Raw genomic sequence first — 15,808 nt, 5'->3', positions numbered from 1 at the left:
GCAGTCCGGTTTTCGTGGGCGCGGCTGCCCGCGATTCCCTATGCGTTGTTCCCTCCGGGATTCATTCATTCCTTACAAGTAGTAGGAATCGCATGTCCCGCACCTCCTTGCTGCAACACCTGGCGAGCCCCTCGCTGTGTTTCACCCTCCTGCCTTGCATGGCCTGCCCGGCCCTGGCACAGGCTGAACAGAAAACCTTCCTGGTCTTGCCCGAGGCCCAAGTGAGCGGAGTCTCCAGCGCCCCGCAAACCTCTCTGGACACGCCCCTGCCCGCCGGCTCGCGGCTGAACCTCACGGCCCTGGAGACTCCGGCCAGCACCAGCAGCCTGGGCAACGACGCCATCAGCAACCGCAACAACCTCACGGTGCAGGATGCCGTCACCCGCTCCCCCGGCATCACCAGCATCGCCACCCCGGGCAACGGCAATACCGCACTGTCGGCCCGCGGCTTTACCGGGCACTCCTCGGTGATGACCCTGTTCGACGGCGCGCGCCTGTACACCGGCGCCGGCAGCCAGACCTTCCCGGTGGACCCGTGGATGGTCGAGCGCATCGACGTGATCCGCGGCCCGGCCTCGGTGCTGTACGGGGAAGGCGCCACCGGCGCGGTGATCAACGTGATTGCCAAGAAGCCCTTCGACGGTGAGATCCACAACCGCCTGCGCCTGGGCTATGGCTCCCATGATCGCCAGCAACTGGGCCTGGACAGCGGCGGCTCGCTGACCGACACCCTGAGCTACCGCCTGACCCTGAACCAGCAGCAGAGCAATGGCTGGGTCGACCAGGGCCAGTCACGCAGCCTGGCACTCAGCGCGGCGCTACGCTGGCAAGCCACCGACGACCTCGGTTTCACCCTGGCCCATGAACGCGGTGAAAGCGAACCCGCCAGCTATTTCGGCACGCCGCTGATTGCCGGCCAATACCGCGACAGCCTGCGGGACAAGAACTACAACCTGCGCAACGCCGTGCAGCGCTACAACGACGAATGGACCCGGCTCAACACCGACTGGACCCTGAGCGACAACCTCAGCGCCAGCAACCAGCTCTACTACATCAAGAGCCGCCGCCACTGGCGCAACGCCGAAGCCTACAACTGGGTCAGCTCCCGGGAGCAGTTGCTGCGCGGCGACTACCTGGAGATCAAGCACGATCAGGAGCAGATCGGCGATCGCCAGAGCTTCACCTTCAACCACTCGCTGTTCGGCCTGGACAGCAGGACCGTGGTCGGCCTGGAGTACAACAGGATTCGCTTCGGCGTGGCCAACAACTCGCCCTACAAGGATATCGGTAGCGACTATATCGACCCGTGGAACCCGGCACCGGGCTACTTCCAGAGCCGCTCGCCCTTCTCGCCCCAGACCGACAGCAGCACCCGCACTTTCGCCCTGTTTGCGGAAAACCGCCTGCAACTGTCGGAGCGCTGGTCGCTGGTGACCGGCATCCGCCGCGACCAGAACCATATCGATCGCAGTGATCTGCGCGCCGGCACCCGCACCGATCGCAGCCTCACCGGCGGCAACTGGCGCGCCGGCCTGGTGTTCGCGGTCACCGATCAACTGTCGCTGTACGGCCAGTACTCCACCAGTGAAGACGGGGTCAGCAACCTGATCAGCCTCAACCCGAGCCAGTTGCAGATGGACCTGACCGAAGCCAAGCAGACCGAGTTCGGGCTCAAGCAGCAGTTCTGGAACGGCCGTGGCGAATGGACCCTGGCGGCCTACCACATCGTCAAGAAAAAGCTCTTGACCACCGATCCGGTGACCCGCCTGGCGCAGCAGGTCGGCCAGCAATCCGCCGACGGCCTGGAAACCTCGCTGGAGCTGGCCCTGGATCACGGCTGGCAAGTCTCGGCCAACGCCTCGGTGGTGCGTGCCGAGTACGATGACTTCGATGAGGTGGTCTCTGGCAAAGCGGTGTCCCGGGCCGGCAATCGCCCCACCAACGTGCCGCGACGCACCGCCAACCTGTGGCTGAACAAGGCCCTGGCTCCGAGCCTGGAAGCCGGCATGGGCCTGCGCTACGTCGATGCGCGTTATGCCAACACCGCCAATAGCGTCGATGTACCCGGCTACACGGTGCTGGATGCCAACCTCGGCTGGCAGGCCCTGCCCGATGTGCGCCTGGGCCTGCAGGTGAAAAACCTGCTGGACCGGCGTTATGCCGCGGCGCAACAGAACAGCGGCCAGCAATGGCTGATGGGTGAACCGCGCTCGTTGTTCGTCACCGCCGACTACAGCTTCTGATCGAGGGGTTGCCGCAAGGCCCTGGGCTTTGCGGCGCCATTTAAGGCGTGCAGTGAGTTCGCCAGCCACTGGCCCGGGCCAGCGTCGGACAGCGACCAATCGGCACTTGCACCCACGCAGTCGATGGATATGCTGAGCGCCTTTGTCCCTGCACTGCCCGCGAGAGCCCCATGCCCTGCCTGAATGCCCGAGATGTCTGCCAGCGCCTGCGCGATGCCGCCCTTGGCGTTTACCCCCTACGGCCCAGCGCCAGCCATTCGGGCGCTGGCCAGGTGCAGGTGGATATCGAGGGTTGGCAGTTGCTGCTGGATTTCGATGGCCGGCATCTGCATCACTGCCAGAGCTGCCGCAGCGCCGAAGGCGATGTCTGGCAGCTCGATACGCGGCAACGCTTCGGCACCGACCCGGTGAGCCTGCTCAGTACCTGGGAGCTGGCGCAGATCGAGAAGTTACTGAAAGAGGCGGTTTAACACGGCTGGCTACAGGCATTCCTGGGCCGCGCGTTCGAAGCTCGACGGGGCGAAGCTGGAGGCCAGCAAGTGCCGCTCGTAGAGGAACACCTTGCCGCCATTGGGCGCCTTGTAGGCTTCCAGTACGTTGTCTGCCGCCACCTTGCTGGCAACGACAATGCGAAAACCGCGCTGGGTCTGGGAAACCGTCGGGCTCTGGGCGTTGCCTTGCAGCTTGGGCACCACGCACTCGGCATATTCGGCCGGGGTTTTCCGGGTCTGCATGACCAGGGTCGGGTCGTTGGGCGCGGTGGCGCAACCGGCCAGCAGCAAGGTGGCCAGGGTCATGGCGGGAGCAAATAGAGGGCGCATCGGTAAGTCCTGAAAATGTACAGCCTGGTTCGGTGCGCAACGGTTCAGCGTCACGGGCGCTGCCGTTGCGGTCATGGTTTTGGGTCGGGGGCGATTGTCCATGGTTGGCGCCCAAAGCAGAACTTGCGTTGCTTGATTGTCACTATTACTTGAACCGATAGTTGCCCCCCGGGCAGACTGCCCGGCAGCCCGACTACAACTAAAAAAAGGATTTCCCCATGCGCACCTTTGACTTGATTCGCGACGCCGTCCTCCCGGAATTCCGTGAGCGGGTGGCGGACTACCTGGTGGAGTACGAACAGGTGCTGGGTGACAGCAGCGCCGACCCGCAAAGCCTGCGGATCGCCGCCTATCAATTGCGTGGCTACCTGCGTGGTCTGAACACCACCCGGGTCCTGGGCATGGCCGACTGGGAAGAGCTGGACCGGCGGGTGCTGGCGACATGGCTAGGGGATCCGGCCCAAGTCCTTGGGGAGGATTGAAACTTTTTGGCCTCAGATGAGCTAGAATCGCATCATTTGAAACCTTTTTTGTAAAACCGGTCATGCTCATTGAAGCCTTCGGCTGCTTCGACACCATGCCCGGCCCACACTGATCCGAGGCCCACTGATGTCCCTGACTGCCCAAGAGGAACGACTTATCAAGGCGCTGGCCCTGGCCATCGTCGACCGCCCGCGGGCAACACTCAAGGAACTGGCCGAGGCCGCTGGCGTCAGCAAGGCCACGCTGCATCGCTTCTGCGGCACACGGGACAAGCTGCTGCAGATGATGGAAGACCATGCCGAAACGGTGCTCAATCGCATCGTCGAGGCCATCGAGCCGGAGCAGGACGAACCTGTCGCGACCCTGCGCGGCCTGATCAGCGAGCACCTGGCGCACCGCGAAATGCTGGTGTTCCTGCTGTTCCAGTACCGCCCCGACATGCTCGGCTGCGAAGACGAACGCTGGGAGCCCTACACCCGGGCACTGGACACCTTCTTTCTGCGGGGCCAGCAACTGGGGACCTTCCGTATCGACATCACTGCCGCGGTGTTTACCGAGCTGTTCCTGACCATGATCTTCGGCATCGTCGATGCCGAACGCCGGGGCCGCGCCGCCAGCGCCAACTCGGCCAAGGTGCTGGAGCAGATGTTCCTCCACGGCGCCGCCGCCCCGGCCCTGGCGCTATAGCGCCCCGTTCCCCGGCCCTCTGGCCGGATAAAAAAAGCCCCGTGGCCCAGAGGACCACGGAGCCAAGTACCGGCCGGATGCGCCAGCCGGTAGTGCCCTGCCCCCGGGTTACTGCTGCGCCGCAGCCGGCCAGCCGCCACCCAGGGAGCGGAACAGGTCCACCAGGGCAATCTGCCGCTGGGTACTGACCTCGATAAGCGCCGACTGATCGACAAAGCTGCTGCGCTGGGCATCGAGGTAGCGCAGGTGGCTGTCGACACCCCCTTCGTAACGTGCCCTGGCCAGTTTCAGCGACTCACGGCTGGTGGCCGCCAGGGCGCGGCGCGCAGTCTCTTCCCGGCGCAGGGTGTCGGTCGCGGCCAGGGCATCGGCCACCTCGCGAAAGGCGGTCTGGATGCGCCCTTCGTACTCCGCCACCGCGGCGTCCTTGCGTGCCTCGGCCAGGCTCAGGCCGGCGCTGTTGCGCCCGCCATCGAACAAGGGCACGGACAGGGTCGGCACGAAGCTCCAGGAGCGCGAACCGCCGTCGAACAGGCCCGACATCTGCGCGCTGGAAGTGCCCAGGCTGCCAGTCAGGCTGATGCGCGGGAAAAACGCCGCCCGTGCCGCGCCGATATCGGCGTTGCGCGCACGCAGCCGGTGTTCGGCGGCGAGAATGTCCGGACGGCGCTCGATCAGGGTCGAAGGGCTGCCGGCGGCGATGTCCTGGACCAGCAGCGGGCGCTCGGGTGCCGGCGGCCCTATGGTCTTCACCGACTCCGGGGTGCCGAGCAACAGCACCAGAGCGTTGAACGCCTGCTGCTGATTGCGCAGGGTGTTTTCCTGATCCGCGCGGGACTGCTCCACCAGCCCCAGGGCTTCCTGATAGTCCAGGGCCGTGGCGCTGCCTACCTGGCGGCGCTGGCTGATCAGCGCCAGGGACTGCTCGCGGCTGGCCAGGGTTTGCCGGGTGAGGGCCAGGCGTCGCTGGGCGCCGTCATGCAGCAGATAGGCCTGGCTGACTTCGGCAATCAGAGCGATGCGCGCCGCCCGCGCCGCCTCCTCGGTGGCCAGATATTGCTGCAGCGCAGCGTCGCTCAGGCTCTTGACCCGGCCAAACAGGTCCAGCTCGTACTCTGGCAGCGCCAGGCCCACCTGGTAGCTGCTGGCAACCTGCGAACGGCCACTGTTGGACAGGTCCGCCGGCAGCCGCTGGCGATTGCCCGAGGCGGCGGCGTTCAAGCCCGGCACGCGGTCAGCGCGCTGGATACGGTACAGCGCCCGGGCCTGCTCGATGTCCAGCAGGGTCTGGCGCAACGAGCGGTTGTTGTCCAGGGCACTGGTGATCAGGCGCCGCAGCTGCGGGTCAAGCACAAAACCCTGCCAGTCCAGCTCACTCGCTTGCGGGCCGGGCTGGGCCGAAAGGCCGCCGAAGCTGTTGGCCACCGGCGCCGCGGGACGCTCATAGGTAGGTGCCAGGGAGCAGCCCCCCAGCGCCAGGACCAGCAGCGCCAGTGAAAGTCTACGAATAGGCATGGGCATCACTCCTGGGCCTGGGCAAGGTGTCGGGCGGTGGCCAGCCGCTTGCGCAGCAACGACAGCACCCAGACAAAGCAGATAGGTACGAACACCACGCCGAGCAAGGTGGCGCTGAGCATGCCGCCGATCACCCCGGTGCCGATCGCACGCTGGCTGGCGGCGCCGGCGCCGGTGGCCAGGGCCAGGGGCACCACGCCGAGAATGAAGGCCATGGACGTCATGACGATCGGGCGAAAGCGCAGGCGCGCGGCCTCAAGCGCGGCGTCCTTCAGGCTGTGGCCCTTCTCCAGCAGCTCCTTGGCGAATTCGACGATAAGGATCGCGTTCTTGGCGGCCAAGCCGATGATGGTGATCAGCCCGACCTTGAAATACACATCGTTGGGCATGCCGACAGACATCACTGCCAGCACCGCGCCAAGGGCACCGATCGGCACGATCAGCATCACCGTCAGTGGGATCGACCAGCTCTCGTACAGCGCTACCAGCAGCAGGAACACCACCAGAATGGCCAGGGCAAAAAGCTGCGACGCCTGGCCACTGGAGACCTTCTCCTGATAGGACAGGCCGGTCCATGCGTAACCGATGCCCGCGGGCAGCTCGGCCGCCAGGCGCTCCATCTCCGCCATGGCCTGGCCGGTACTGAACCCCGGTGCGGCGTCGCCGGAGATCCGTATCGACGGATAGCCGTTGTAGCGCACGATCTGTACCGGGCCTTCCTCCCAGCGCAGGCTGACGAACGCACTGAGCGGCACCTGCTCGCCGCGGCTGTTGGCGACAAACAGCTTGAGCACGCTCTCGGGCGTCATCCGCTGGCCCTGCTCGGCCTGCACGACCACGCGCTGCTGGCGCCCGGCGTTGGAGAAGTCATTGATCACCGCCGACCCGAAGGCCGTGGACAAGGCGTTGTTGATCGACTCGAAGGCCACCCCCAGGGCACGGGCCTGTTCCCGATCGATGTCGACCCGCAACTGCGGCGCTTCGGCCAGGCCTTCCATCATCGCGTAGAGGATCTTCGGGTTGCTGTTGGCCTGTTGCAGCAGGTGATCACGGGCCTCGAGCAATGCCTGGCGCCCCAGCCCGCCACGGTCCTGCAGGCGCAGGGCGAAACCACCGGAGTTGCCCAGGCCGTCGATGGGCGGAGGCATCACCGCGGTGACGGTACCATCGCCATAACCGGCAAACGCCTGGTTCACCGCCGCGGCCTCGGCGGCCGCCGATTGGTCCTTGCCCCGCAGCGACCAGTCCTTGAAGGTAGGAAAGGCCAGAGCGGCGTTCTCGCCCATGCCGGAAAAGCTGAAGCCGGTGACCATGAAGGTCGCGGCGCCCGCCTCCCGGGAGATCAGGAAGCGCTCCAGGTCCTGGGCGGTGCTGGCGGTGCGCGTGCGGCTGGCCCCGGGCGGCAGTTGCACATCCACCATGGTGTAACCCTGGTCTTCCACCGGCACGAAAGACTCCGGAAGCCGCAGGTAGAAGAAGCCCAGCAGGACGATCATGCCCAGGTACACCAGCATGTAGCGGCCCGCCCTGCTCACCAGCCGCGAGTTCATCTGCGAGTAGCCCTGGGTCAGGCGGGCAAAGCCTCTGTTGAAGGCACCGAAGAAACCGCGCTTCTCATGATGGCCCTGGGCAACTGGCTTGAGCAGGGTTGCGCACAGGGCCGGGGTGAAGGTCAGGGCCAGGAAGCCCGAGAACAGAATCGACACCGCCAGGGACAGGGAGAACTGCTGGTAGATCACTCCCACCGAACCGGACATGAAGGCCAGTGGCATGAACACCGCCGACAGCACCAGGGTAATGCCGACAATGGCCCCGGATACCTGGCCCATGGCCTTGACCGTGGCCGCCGCCGGCGACAGGCCTTCTTCAGCCATGATCCGCTCGACGTTCTCCACCACCACGATGGCATCGTCCACCAGGATGCCGATGGCCAGCACCATGCCGAACATGGTCATCATGTTCACCGAGAAGCCCAGCAGGTACATCACCGCCAGGGTTCCGGCCAGGCACACCGGCACCACGATCGTGGGGATCAGGGTGTAGCGCACGTTCTGCAGGAACAGGAACATCACCAGGAATACCAGCACCATGGCTTCCACCAGGGTGTAGATCACTTTCTCGATGGCCACTTCGACAAAGCGCGAGGTGTCATAGGGCACCGAGTACTCCACGCCCTCGGGAAAGTAGGCGGATAGCTCCGCCAGCCGCTGCTTGACCGCCGCGGCGGTCTGGATGGCGTTGGCCCCTGGTGACAACTGGATGGCACCGGCCACCGCCGGCTTGCCGTCCAGGCGCGAGGAGAAGTTGTAGCTTTCGCTGCCGACTTCCAGGCGCGCCACATCCGCCAGCTTGACCATGGAGCCGTCCTGATTGGCCCGCAAGACAATCCGCCCGAACTCCTGCGGATCGTCCAGGGTGCCCTTGACCGCCAGGGTCGCGGTCAGCTCCTGCTCGGAACTGCCGGGAGAGGCGCCGAAACTGCCGGCCGGCACCTGCACGTTCTGCCCGCGGATGGCGTTGCTCACGTCATCGATGGACAGGCCGTAGCCCACCAGCTTCTGCGGGTCGATCCAGACCCGCATCGCCGCTTCCGAGGAGAAGAACTGCAGCTTGCCTACGCCGGGCACCCGGCGCAGTTCGTTGTTGATGTTGCGCGCGGCGTAGTCCCCCAGGAGCGTGGTGTCCGGGTTCTGCGCACCGTCCTTGTAGCTCAGGGCATAGATCAGCAGGAAGCCGGCGCTGGTCTGCTCCACCTCGATCCCCTGGGTGGTCACGGCCTGAGGCATGCGCGCCTCGGCTTTCTTCAGGCGGTTCTGCACATCCACCTGGGCCAGTTGCGGATCGGTGCCCGGCTCGAACGTGACCAGCACCTCGGCGATGCCGTTGGAGTTGTTGGTCGACTCGAAGTACAACAGGTTCTTGGCGCCGTTGAGCGACTCCTCGATCACGCTGGTGACCGAATCCACCAGGACCTTCGCCGAAGCGCCGGGATAGGTGGCGGTCACCGTGATCTGCGGCGGCGCCACGTTGGGGTACTGGGCCACTGGCAGGGCTGGAATCACCAGCAGGCCGGCCAGGGTAATGAACAGCGCCATCACCCAGGAGAAGTTCGGGCGCTTGATAAAAAACAGAGACATTGCTAATCCTCGCGGCGCATTCAGGCCTTAATGACCCTTGGCCTGTTGCTCTTGCGCCGGCTGTGGCGCGACCTTGGTACCGGGCTGCAAACCCGCCAGGCCACCGACTATGACCTGCTCGCCAGCCTGCAGCCCCTCGCTGACCTGCCAGCGCGAACCCTGCATGGTCCCGGTGCGCACGCTGCGCGATTGCGCCCGCCCGTCCGCACCGACCACCAATACCCTGGCGTTACCATCACTGGTGCGCTGCACGGCCCGCTGCGGTACCAGGATGGCCCGCTGGTCCGTACCCTGCGGGGCCCTGACACGCACATACATGCCCGGCAACAGCATGCCGTCGGCGTTATCGAACTTGCCGCGCAAGGCCACCTGGCCGGTGCCGCGATCCACGGCCACATCGGTGAACATCAGCGTTCCCTGGCGTTCGTAGGACGTGCCTTCGACACGAATCGACAGTGCCTGGTCATCCGTCGCCGCCAGGCTGCCGTCCTTGAGCGACTCGCGCAGGCGCAGGGCGTCGGCCGCCGACTGGTTGAAGTCGACATAGATGGGATCAAGCTGCTGGATCCGCGCCATCAGGGTGGCGTCGCCCTGCCCTACCAGCGCCCCTTCGGTGACCAGCGCCCGGCCGACCCGGCCGGATATCGGTGCGGTGACGGTGGCATAACCCAGGTTCAGGCGGGCCGTTTCCACGTCGGCCTGGGCTGTGCGCGTCGCTGCCTGCGCGCTGCGCAGATCGGCGTTGGCACTGTCGTAGTCCTGCTGGCTGACCGCTTCGATCTTCACCAGCGGCCCATAGCGATCGACCCGCGCCTGAGCCTCGAACACCACCGAGCGAGCCCGGGCCAGCTCGCCCTCGGCCCGCGCCAGCGCAGCCTTGAGCGGCGCCGGATCGATCTGGAACAGCAGGTCGCCGGCCTTCACATCGGCGCCTTCTTCGAAGCGCTGGTGCAGGACGATCCCTGCTACCCGTGCACGCACCTCTGCCACCCGCATGGGTTCGACCCGGCCCGGCAACTCCGATGCCAGGGCCAGGGGTTCGGCAACCACGGCCATGACCTGGACCGGATGCGGCGCCTCGGCCACCTGTTGCTCGTCCGCGGGGCCACACCCGGCCAGCAGCATGGCTGCCGCCAATGAACCGGCCATTTTTACTGCACGCAAATTGCCCATGAATCACCCGAGCCTGATGGAAAACGCTGCGGACGATACTTTTAAAGAGCAAATGAGTCAATTTAGTCTCATATGAAATTGTTTCGATCTATTGAAATCGTCCGCCGCGAGAGCCTGCCGAGCTTTCCCCGGCCTGGTGATAGGCAGGCTTGCGCAGGATTGTTAACCTCGGCGCACCGCGGCGGCGGCGCCTACGGGGCAAGAGCCCAATGACCGCCGCCTGTTCCACTCCTCCTGCAAGAGACCCCCATGGCCAACCAAGACCTGAGCTTCACCCCCGACCCGGACGCCGATTCCATTTCCTCCGACGTGGTCGGTTTCAACGGCATCCTGGTCTCCACCCAGATCCCCACCCGCGCCGACGGCAGCCTGGAACTGGGGGACATCACCCTGCAGAGCGAGTGCACGCTGCAGGCGCTGAAAGTGGCCCTGGAGCGCGCCGGCAGTTCCATGGACCGGGTCATGCACCTGACCATCTACCTCACCGACATGGCCGATCGTGCGGCATTCAATGCGGTCTACCAGCGTTTCTTCGCCAAGCCCTGGCCGGTACGTGCCGCGGTGGGCGTGGCCGCCCTGGCGGTGGAAGGCATGCGCGTGGAAGTCACGGCAATGGCCGCAAAGGCCTGAGGCAGCGCTTCAATCGGCGGCCACGCGCAAGGCGTGGCCGCCACCTGGCAGCGCACGGGTGCCGGGCAAGCGTTTCGCCGCTACAATGCGCGCCTTGACCCTGATAAGCCTGACTAAAAAAACATGTCCTTGCCCAAACATCACCTGGAACTGCTCAGCCCTGCCCGCGATGTGAGCATCGCCCGCGAAGCCATCCTGCATGGCGCCGATGCGGTGTACATCGGCGGCCCGAGCTTCGGCGCCCGCCACAACGCCAGCAACGAGGTGGGCGAGATCGCCCAGTTGGTGGAGTTCGCCCGCCGCTATCACGCCCGGGTGTTCACCACCCTCAACACCATCCTCCACGACAACGAGCTGGAACCGGCGCGCAAGCTGATCCACCAACTGTATGACGCGGGGGTCGATGCGCTGATCGTCCAGGACCTGGGGGTGATGGAGCTGGATATCCCGCCCATCGAGCTGCACGCCAGCACCCAGACCGACATCCGCACCCTGGAGCGGGCGAAGTTCCTCGACCAGGCCGGTTTCTCCCAGCTGGTCCTGGCCCGCGAGCTGAACCTCAAGGAAATCAGTGCCATCGCCGCTGAAACCGATGCCGCCATCGAGTTCTTCATTCACGGCGCTTTGTGCGTGGCCTTCTCCGGCCAATGCAACATTTCCCACGCCCAGACCGGCCGCAGCGCCAACCGTGGCGACTGCTCCCAGGCCTGCCGCCTGCCCTACACCCTGAAAGACGAGCACGGCGGCGTGATCGCCTATGAAAAACACCTGCTGTCGATGAAGGACAACAACCAGAGCGCCAACATCCGCGCCCTGGTCGAAGCCGGCGTGCGCTCGTTCAAGATCGAGGGGCGCTACAAGGACATGGCCTATGTGAAGAACATCACGGCCTACTACCGCCAGCGCCTGGACGCGGTTCTGGAAGATCGCCCAGATCTGGCTCGCGCCTCCAGCGGCCGTACCGCGCATTTCTTCGTGCCCGACCCGGACAAGACGTTCCACCGCGGCAGCACCGACTACTTTGTCAGCGAGCGCAAGATCGACATCGGCGCCTTCGACTCGCCGACTTTCACCGGGCTGCCGGTAGGCACCGTGGAAAAGGTCGGCAAGCGCGACCTGCAGGTGGTGACCTTCGAGCCGTTGTCCAATGGCGATGGCCTGAACCTGCTGGTCAAGCGTGAGGTGGTGGGTTTCCGCGCCAACATCGCCGAGGCCCGTGGCGAGTTCGAAGAAGATGGCGAGAAACGCTACCGCTATCGGGTCGAACCCAACGAGATGCCCGAAGCCCTGAGCCGTCTGCGGCCCAACCACCCCCTGAGCCGCAACCTCGACCACAACTGGCAGCAAGCCTTGACCCGCACTTCCGCCGAGCGGCGCATCGGCCTGTCCTGGCTGGCCCGCCTGAGCGAAGCACGCCTGGAACTGACCGCCACCAGCGAGGAAGGCATCAGCGCCAGCGTCGCCCTGGATGGCCCGTTCGGCGTGGCCAACAAGCCGGAACAGGCCCTGGGGCAACTGCAGGATCTGCTGGGCCAGCTGGGCACCACCCATTACCACGCCACCAGCATCAGGCTGGACGCGCCCCAGGCTTACTTCATCCCCAACTCCCAGCTCAAGGCCCTGCGCCGGGAGGTCATCGAAGCCCTGGACGCCGCACGCATCGCTGCCCACCCACGGGGCTCGCGCAAGGCCGAAAGCAGCCCGCCGCCGGTCTACCCGGAATCGCACCTGTCATTCCTGGCCAACGTCTACAACCAGAAGGCCCGGGATTTCTACCACCGTCACGGGGTGCAACTGATCGACGCGGCCTTCGAGGCCCATGAAGAGCACGGCGACGTGCCGGTGATGATCACCAAGCACTGCCTGCGCTTCTCCTTCAACCTGTGCCCCAAGCAGGCCAAGGGCGTGACTGGCGTGCGCACCAAGGTGGCACCGATGCAACTGGTACACGGCGATGAAGTGCTGACCCTGAAATTTGACTGCAAGCCGTGCGAAATGCATGTGGTGGGCAAGATCAAGGGTCATATCCTCGACCTGCCGCTACCGGGCAGCGCCGCCGAGGCCGTGGTCGGCCATATCAGCCCCGAAGACCTGCTCAAGACCATTCCCCGCGCTCCGCACTGAGTGGCCGGCGAGCGTGGCACCCAGGTGCCGCGTTCGCGTGCGCGGCACACCGGCCAGCTGGCGCCCATAGGCCGGTAGCGTTGCGTCCCGCAGCGCAGGCAGCGAGCCTGCGCCCTCAGGAGCCCGGATTGGTCACCTGGATATACACCGCCCAAATCCCCAGCAGCAGCCAGAACGCCGCGAACAACCAGGGCGAACGCATGGAAAACAGCAACGACTTGCGATAGCCCTTGTGGCTCGACTCGCTTTCGCAGAACAGCGGCGATTCGTCATAGGCCAGGCCCATCACCGGTTCGCTGTGCAGCAGGTGACTCTGCTTGAAATGCCAGTGATCGATGATCTCGTAGGCGGCCCTGATGCCAGGCCAGGCATTGAGAGAGCTGAGGATCCCCAGCAACGCCAGGAAAGGCGGCACGGACAGGGTAAACAGCTTGCCCCATTCCGGATTGAGGTTGGCCATGCACGAAGCGAAGGCGATTACCAGGAATGCCTGGGCCGTCAGGTAGGCATCGGTGCGGTTGGCCAGGATGCTGGTTTCGTATTGGATCTCCCGGCGATAGAAGTCCAGCCGTTCCTTGGGCGAGCCGAACATCTTGGCGTTGTGCTCGGTCAGCTCGGCTTCGTCCACATGGGATGTAAGAATTCTTGGCATGTCGTGATCAACCCTTCAGCGGGTTTGCCCCCCGTTTTCAGCTTCTGCCGCGCTCGGCCGGCGCGTCCCGGTTCAGGGCCTTGGGGCCGACCATCAGCCATAGCAACAGCCCCAGCAGCGGCACGAAGATGATCACCACGATCCACAGCCCCTTGTTTTCTGCCCGCGCACCGCTGCGCAGCAGGCTTCTGATGGCCCAGATCTCGGCCAGCAGCACGATCACGGCCAGTACGATCAACAGGTATTGCACTTGCATAAGATTCCTCCCGGTCTGTACTGCCTTAGTGCGGTGCAGGCGACGAGGGTTCACAAAGATTGCCGTGGGCGTTCATGGCGCAGGAAAGATCAGCGTCCTGTGACATCCGGATTGAATTTAACCGCTGCGGCAGCGGTCTATAACGCGCCTCTTCATCGGCAAACAGGTATAGTTGCCGGCTTTATCGGCCTGGCTAACGCCGAAGTTTCGGGCCCCTTGGCCCCGTCAAGACATAGTGGATGTCGCGTGTTCGCAAGATTGCTTTTCATCGCATTGCTCCTGACCCTGTCAGCCTGCAGCTCCAGCCCTTCCAACTCCGGCCCCCTCAAGGCCGGCGAGTACCGGGTCAAGCGCGGCGACACGCTGTATTCCATTGCCAGCCGCAACGGCACCAACTGGAAGGAGGTGGCGCGGCTCAACGGCCTCAAGGCGCCTTATACCGTGGAGGTCGGCCAGGTGCTGCGGGTAGGCGGCGCGGCCAGGACCACCCGGGTGGTCAGCAGCAAGTCGCGAACCACCGCCAGCAAGGGCCGAACAGCGCCCCCGGCCCCTGCCCCCATGCCCAAGGTCACTCTCAAGGGCTGGAGCTGGCCGTTGCGCGGAGTGCTGATCGGGCGCTTCTCCCCCACCGGCAAGCTCAACCAGGGCATCCGCATCGCCACCACCCAGGGCCAGCCGATCCACGCCACCCTGGGCGGCAAGGTGGCGTTCGCCGGCTACATGCGCGGTTACGGCAACCTGATGATTCTCCAGCACGGCCCCTCCTACACCAGCACCTACGCCTACAACAGCCGGCTGCTGGTCAAGGAAGGGCAGATGGTGATCAAGGGCCAGAAGATCGCCGAAGCCGGTTCCCAGGACACCGACCGCGCCCAGCTTTACTTCGAGATCCGCGCCAACGGCGTGCCGGTGGATCCGCTGCGCTTGCTGCCGCCGGGCTGAGCGAGTGACTGGCCTCGCAGCGCTCCTGCCCTCGATGTCCTCGAAAACCGCGCCCGCGCTGAATGCTGGGGTTTAGCAGGATGGTGAGCGCAACCTTCTTGATGCTTGCCATAGCGGCTCTGTAGTGGCCGATGACTTCGGCGCAAGCAATTGACGCGGGGCGCGTCAATAGCTCAAGGCCTGGAAACGAGCATCAGTGCTCACGCCTGTCACTGCCGCTCTAGATGGTGCTGCGGGTCGGCGGCAGCGTCGGCTCGCTGGCCTCATCATGAAAGGCGTCCTCTGCCGGCTCGCGGGAAGCAATATGCAGGTCCAGCTTGCGCTGCACCTTGAACAGCTCGGCGTCGGTGCGGATCCCCAGCTTTCTGAACGCGGCCTGCTTCTGACCGCTGATGGTCTTGATGCTGCGGGAAAACTTGCTGGCGATCTGCGAGATCCGCAGGCCATCCAGAAAGCAGCGCAAGACTTCGTTCTCCTTGGGGGACAGGGTCTCAAGGCTGGTCAATGGCGGGCTGCCCGGCTCGGCGGCGGGGCCGATTGGCGGGTGCTGCACGGCGAAAGCCAGCAACGGCGACAGATAGAGCCGCTTGCTGGCTACCGTGCGGATAGCTGGAATCAGGTCGTCCAGGGATTGTGATTTGCCGAGAAAGCCATTGGCTCCGATATCGATGATCTGCTTGACGAAAAACGGCGTCTCGGTGGCCGAGGACACCAGGATCAGCAAATGCGGGTATTTGTTGCGCAACAGGCGGATCAGGCGCAGGCCATCCAGGTCGCATTCCTGCAGCTGGTAATCGAGCACCAACAGGTCCAGTTCGGTATCACGCAGGGCCGAGATCAACTCGCCGCTGCTGGCATACAAACCCACCAGCTGGAAATCCGCCACGCTCTGCAGCTGTAGCTGCATCGCCATGCGAATCAATGCGTGATCGTCCAGCACTGCGATGCGCAAGGGCTTGTTCACGGCAAGTGACATAGCGCCTCCAGAACGTTCGATGGTGGTCTTCAGAACTGGATTTTCCATCCTCTCAAGCCTCTCGTCCAAGTGGTCCTGGCCCACCGACTGTCACGGCCTTGCGACAGTCTTTCAGGTCACCAGTGCCGGGTACTCTAGAGCGCCGGCCGCCTAGCCATAACAAGAAACG

Annotated in this window: 14 protein-coding genes; 7 read left to right on the top strand and 7 right to left on the bottom strand. The window is 64.8% G+C overall.

Annotated elements, in window-relative coordinates; translation table 11 throughout:
• Window positions 1-92: 92 nt before the first annotated feature.
• Together AC07R1_RS04690 and AC07R1_RS04685 are read left to right on the top strand one after the other, a co-directional pair.
• Complete coding sequence (locus tag AC07R1_RS04690; protein ID WP_495110200.1) at window positions 93-2,243, top strand: TonB-dependent receptor; 2,151 nt, start codon at window positions 93-95, stop codon at window positions 2,241-2,243.
• A gap of 170 nt (window positions 2,244-2,413) precedes the next feature.
• Window positions 2,414-2,713 carry a DUF7693 family protein gene (locus AC07R1_RS04685; RefSeq protein WP_065364046.1) on the top strand — a complete coding sequence of 100 codons (300 nt, stop codon included), beginning with the start codon at window positions 2,414-2,416 and terminating at the stop codon, window positions 2,711-2,713.
• Between the two features lie 9 nt (window positions 2,714-2,722).
• On the opposite strand, the gene AC07R1_RS04680 is transcribed toward AC07R1_RS04685, so the two are convergent.
• Complete coding sequence (locus AC07R1_RS04680) at window positions 2,723-3,064, bottom strand: lipoprotein (RefSeq protein ID WP_015635586.1); 342 nt, start codon at window positions 3,062-3,064, stop codon at window positions 2,723-2,725.
• A 218-nt stretch (window positions 3,065-3,282) separates the two neighbouring features.
• Here AC07R1_RS04680 and AC07R1_RS04675 point away from each other — a divergent pair, with 218 nt between their 5' ends.
• Together AC07R1_RS04675 and AC07R1_RS04670 are read left to right on the top strand one after the other, a co-directional pair.
• Complete coding sequence (locus AC07R1_RS04675; protein ID WP_019095540.1) at window positions 3,283-3,546, top strand: hypothetical protein; 264 nt, start codon at window positions 3,283-3,285, stop codon at window positions 3,544-3,546.
• Between the two features lie 127 nt (window positions 3,547-3,673).
• Complete coding sequence (locus AC07R1_RS04670) at window positions 3,674-4,234, top strand: TetR/AcrR family transcriptional regulator (protein ID WP_047336765.1); 561 nt, start codon at window positions 3,674-3,676, stop codon at window positions 4,232-4,234.
• Window positions 4,235-4,342: 108 nt separating this feature from the next.
• Here AC07R1_RS04670 and AC07R1_RS04665 read toward each other — a convergent pair whose 3' ends face one another.
• Genes AC07R1_RS04665 through AC07R1_RS04655 form a run of 3 tightly spaced genes read right to left on the bottom strand, consistent with a single transcriptional unit; the run spans window position 4,343 to window position 10,059 of the window.
• The gene (locus AC07R1_RS04665) at window positions 4,343-5,755 is read right to left on the bottom strand and encodes an efflux transporter outer membrane subunit (RefSeq protein ID WP_026020260.1); all 1,413 of its coding nucleotides are present in this window, start codon (window positions 5,753-5,755) and stop codon (window positions 4,343-4,345) included.
• Window positions 5,755-8,886, bottom strand: a complete 3,132-nt coding sequence (locus tag AC07R1_RS04660) for a multidrug efflux RND transporter permease subunit (RefSeq protein WP_258611934.1) — start codon at window positions 8,884-8,886, stop codon at window positions 5,755-5,757. Before AC07R1_RS04660 ends, AC07R1_RS04665 begins: the two co-directional genes overlap by 1 nt.
• Window positions 8,887-8,913: 27 nt before the next feature.
• A complete protein-coding gene (locus AC07R1_RS04655; protein ID WP_026020259.1) occupies window positions 8,914-10,059 on the bottom strand; it encodes a MexC family multidrug efflux RND transporter periplasmic adaptor subunit in 1,146 nt (381 codons plus the stop codon).
• A gap of 249 nt (window positions 10,060-10,308) precedes the next feature.
• Between AC07R1_RS04655 and AC07R1_RS04650 the strand changes: the two genes are divergently transcribed.
• Both AC07R1_RS04650 and AC07R1_RS04645 read left to right on the top strand, forming a co-directional pair.
• Window positions 10,309-10,689 (top strand): RidA family protein, encoded by a 381-nt coding sequence (locus AC07R1_RS04650; RefSeq protein WP_015635583.1) that lies wholly within the window; start codon window positions 10,309-10,311, stop codon window positions 10,687-10,689.
• 123 nt (window positions 10,690-10,812) lie between these two features.
• Window positions 10,813-12,813 carry a peptidase U32 family protein gene (locus AC07R1_RS04645; protein ID WP_077934113.1) on the top strand — a complete coding sequence of 667 codons (2,001 nt, stop codon included), beginning with the start codon at window positions 10,813-10,815 and terminating at the stop codon, window positions 12,811-12,813.
• 115 nt (window positions 12,814-12,928) lie between these two features.
• Here the strand turns inward: AC07R1_RS04645 and AC07R1_RS04640 are convergent, their stop codons facing one another.
• Together AC07R1_RS04640 and AC07R1_RS04635 are read right to left on the bottom strand one after the other, a co-directional pair.
• Window positions 12,929-13,465: a hypothetical protein gene (locus AC07R1_RS04640; protein ID WP_011061248.1), complete on the bottom strand. Its 537-nt coding sequence runs from the start codon at window positions 13,463-13,465 to the stop codon at window positions 12,929-12,931.
• Window positions 13,466-13,502: 37 nt separating this feature from the next.
• Window positions 13,503-13,721, bottom strand: coding sequence for a PLDc N-terminal domain-containing protein (locus tag AC07R1_RS04635; protein WP_015635581.1), 219 nt, complete (start codon window positions 13,719-13,721; stop codon window positions 13,503-13,505).
• Window positions 13,722-13,967: 246 nt separating this feature from the next.
• On the opposite strand from AC07R1_RS04635, the gene AC07R1_RS04630 reads away from it, so the two are divergent.
• Window positions 13,968-14,663 (top strand): peptidoglycan DD-metalloendopeptidase family protein, encoded by a 696-nt coding sequence (locus AC07R1_RS04630; RefSeq protein ID WP_026020258.1) that lies wholly within the window; start codon window positions 13,968-13,970, stop codon window positions 14,661-14,663.
• A 220-nt stretch (window positions 14,664-14,883) separates the two neighbouring features.
• Here AC07R1_RS04630 and AC07R1_RS04625 read toward each other — a convergent pair whose 3' ends face one another.
• Window positions 14,884-15,639, bottom strand: coding sequence for a response regulator transcription factor (locus tag AC07R1_RS04625; RefSeq protein ID WP_011061246.1), 756 nt, complete (start codon window positions 15,637-15,639; stop codon window positions 14,884-14,886).
• Between the last annotated feature and the right edge of the window lie 169 nt (window positions 15,640-15,808).

Source organism: Pseudomonas sp. GW821-FHT07F01 (genome assembly GCF_059418825.1).
The sequence above is the reverse complement of the archived record's forward strand: the minus strand, read 5'-3'. Positions and strand labels throughout refer to the sequence as shown.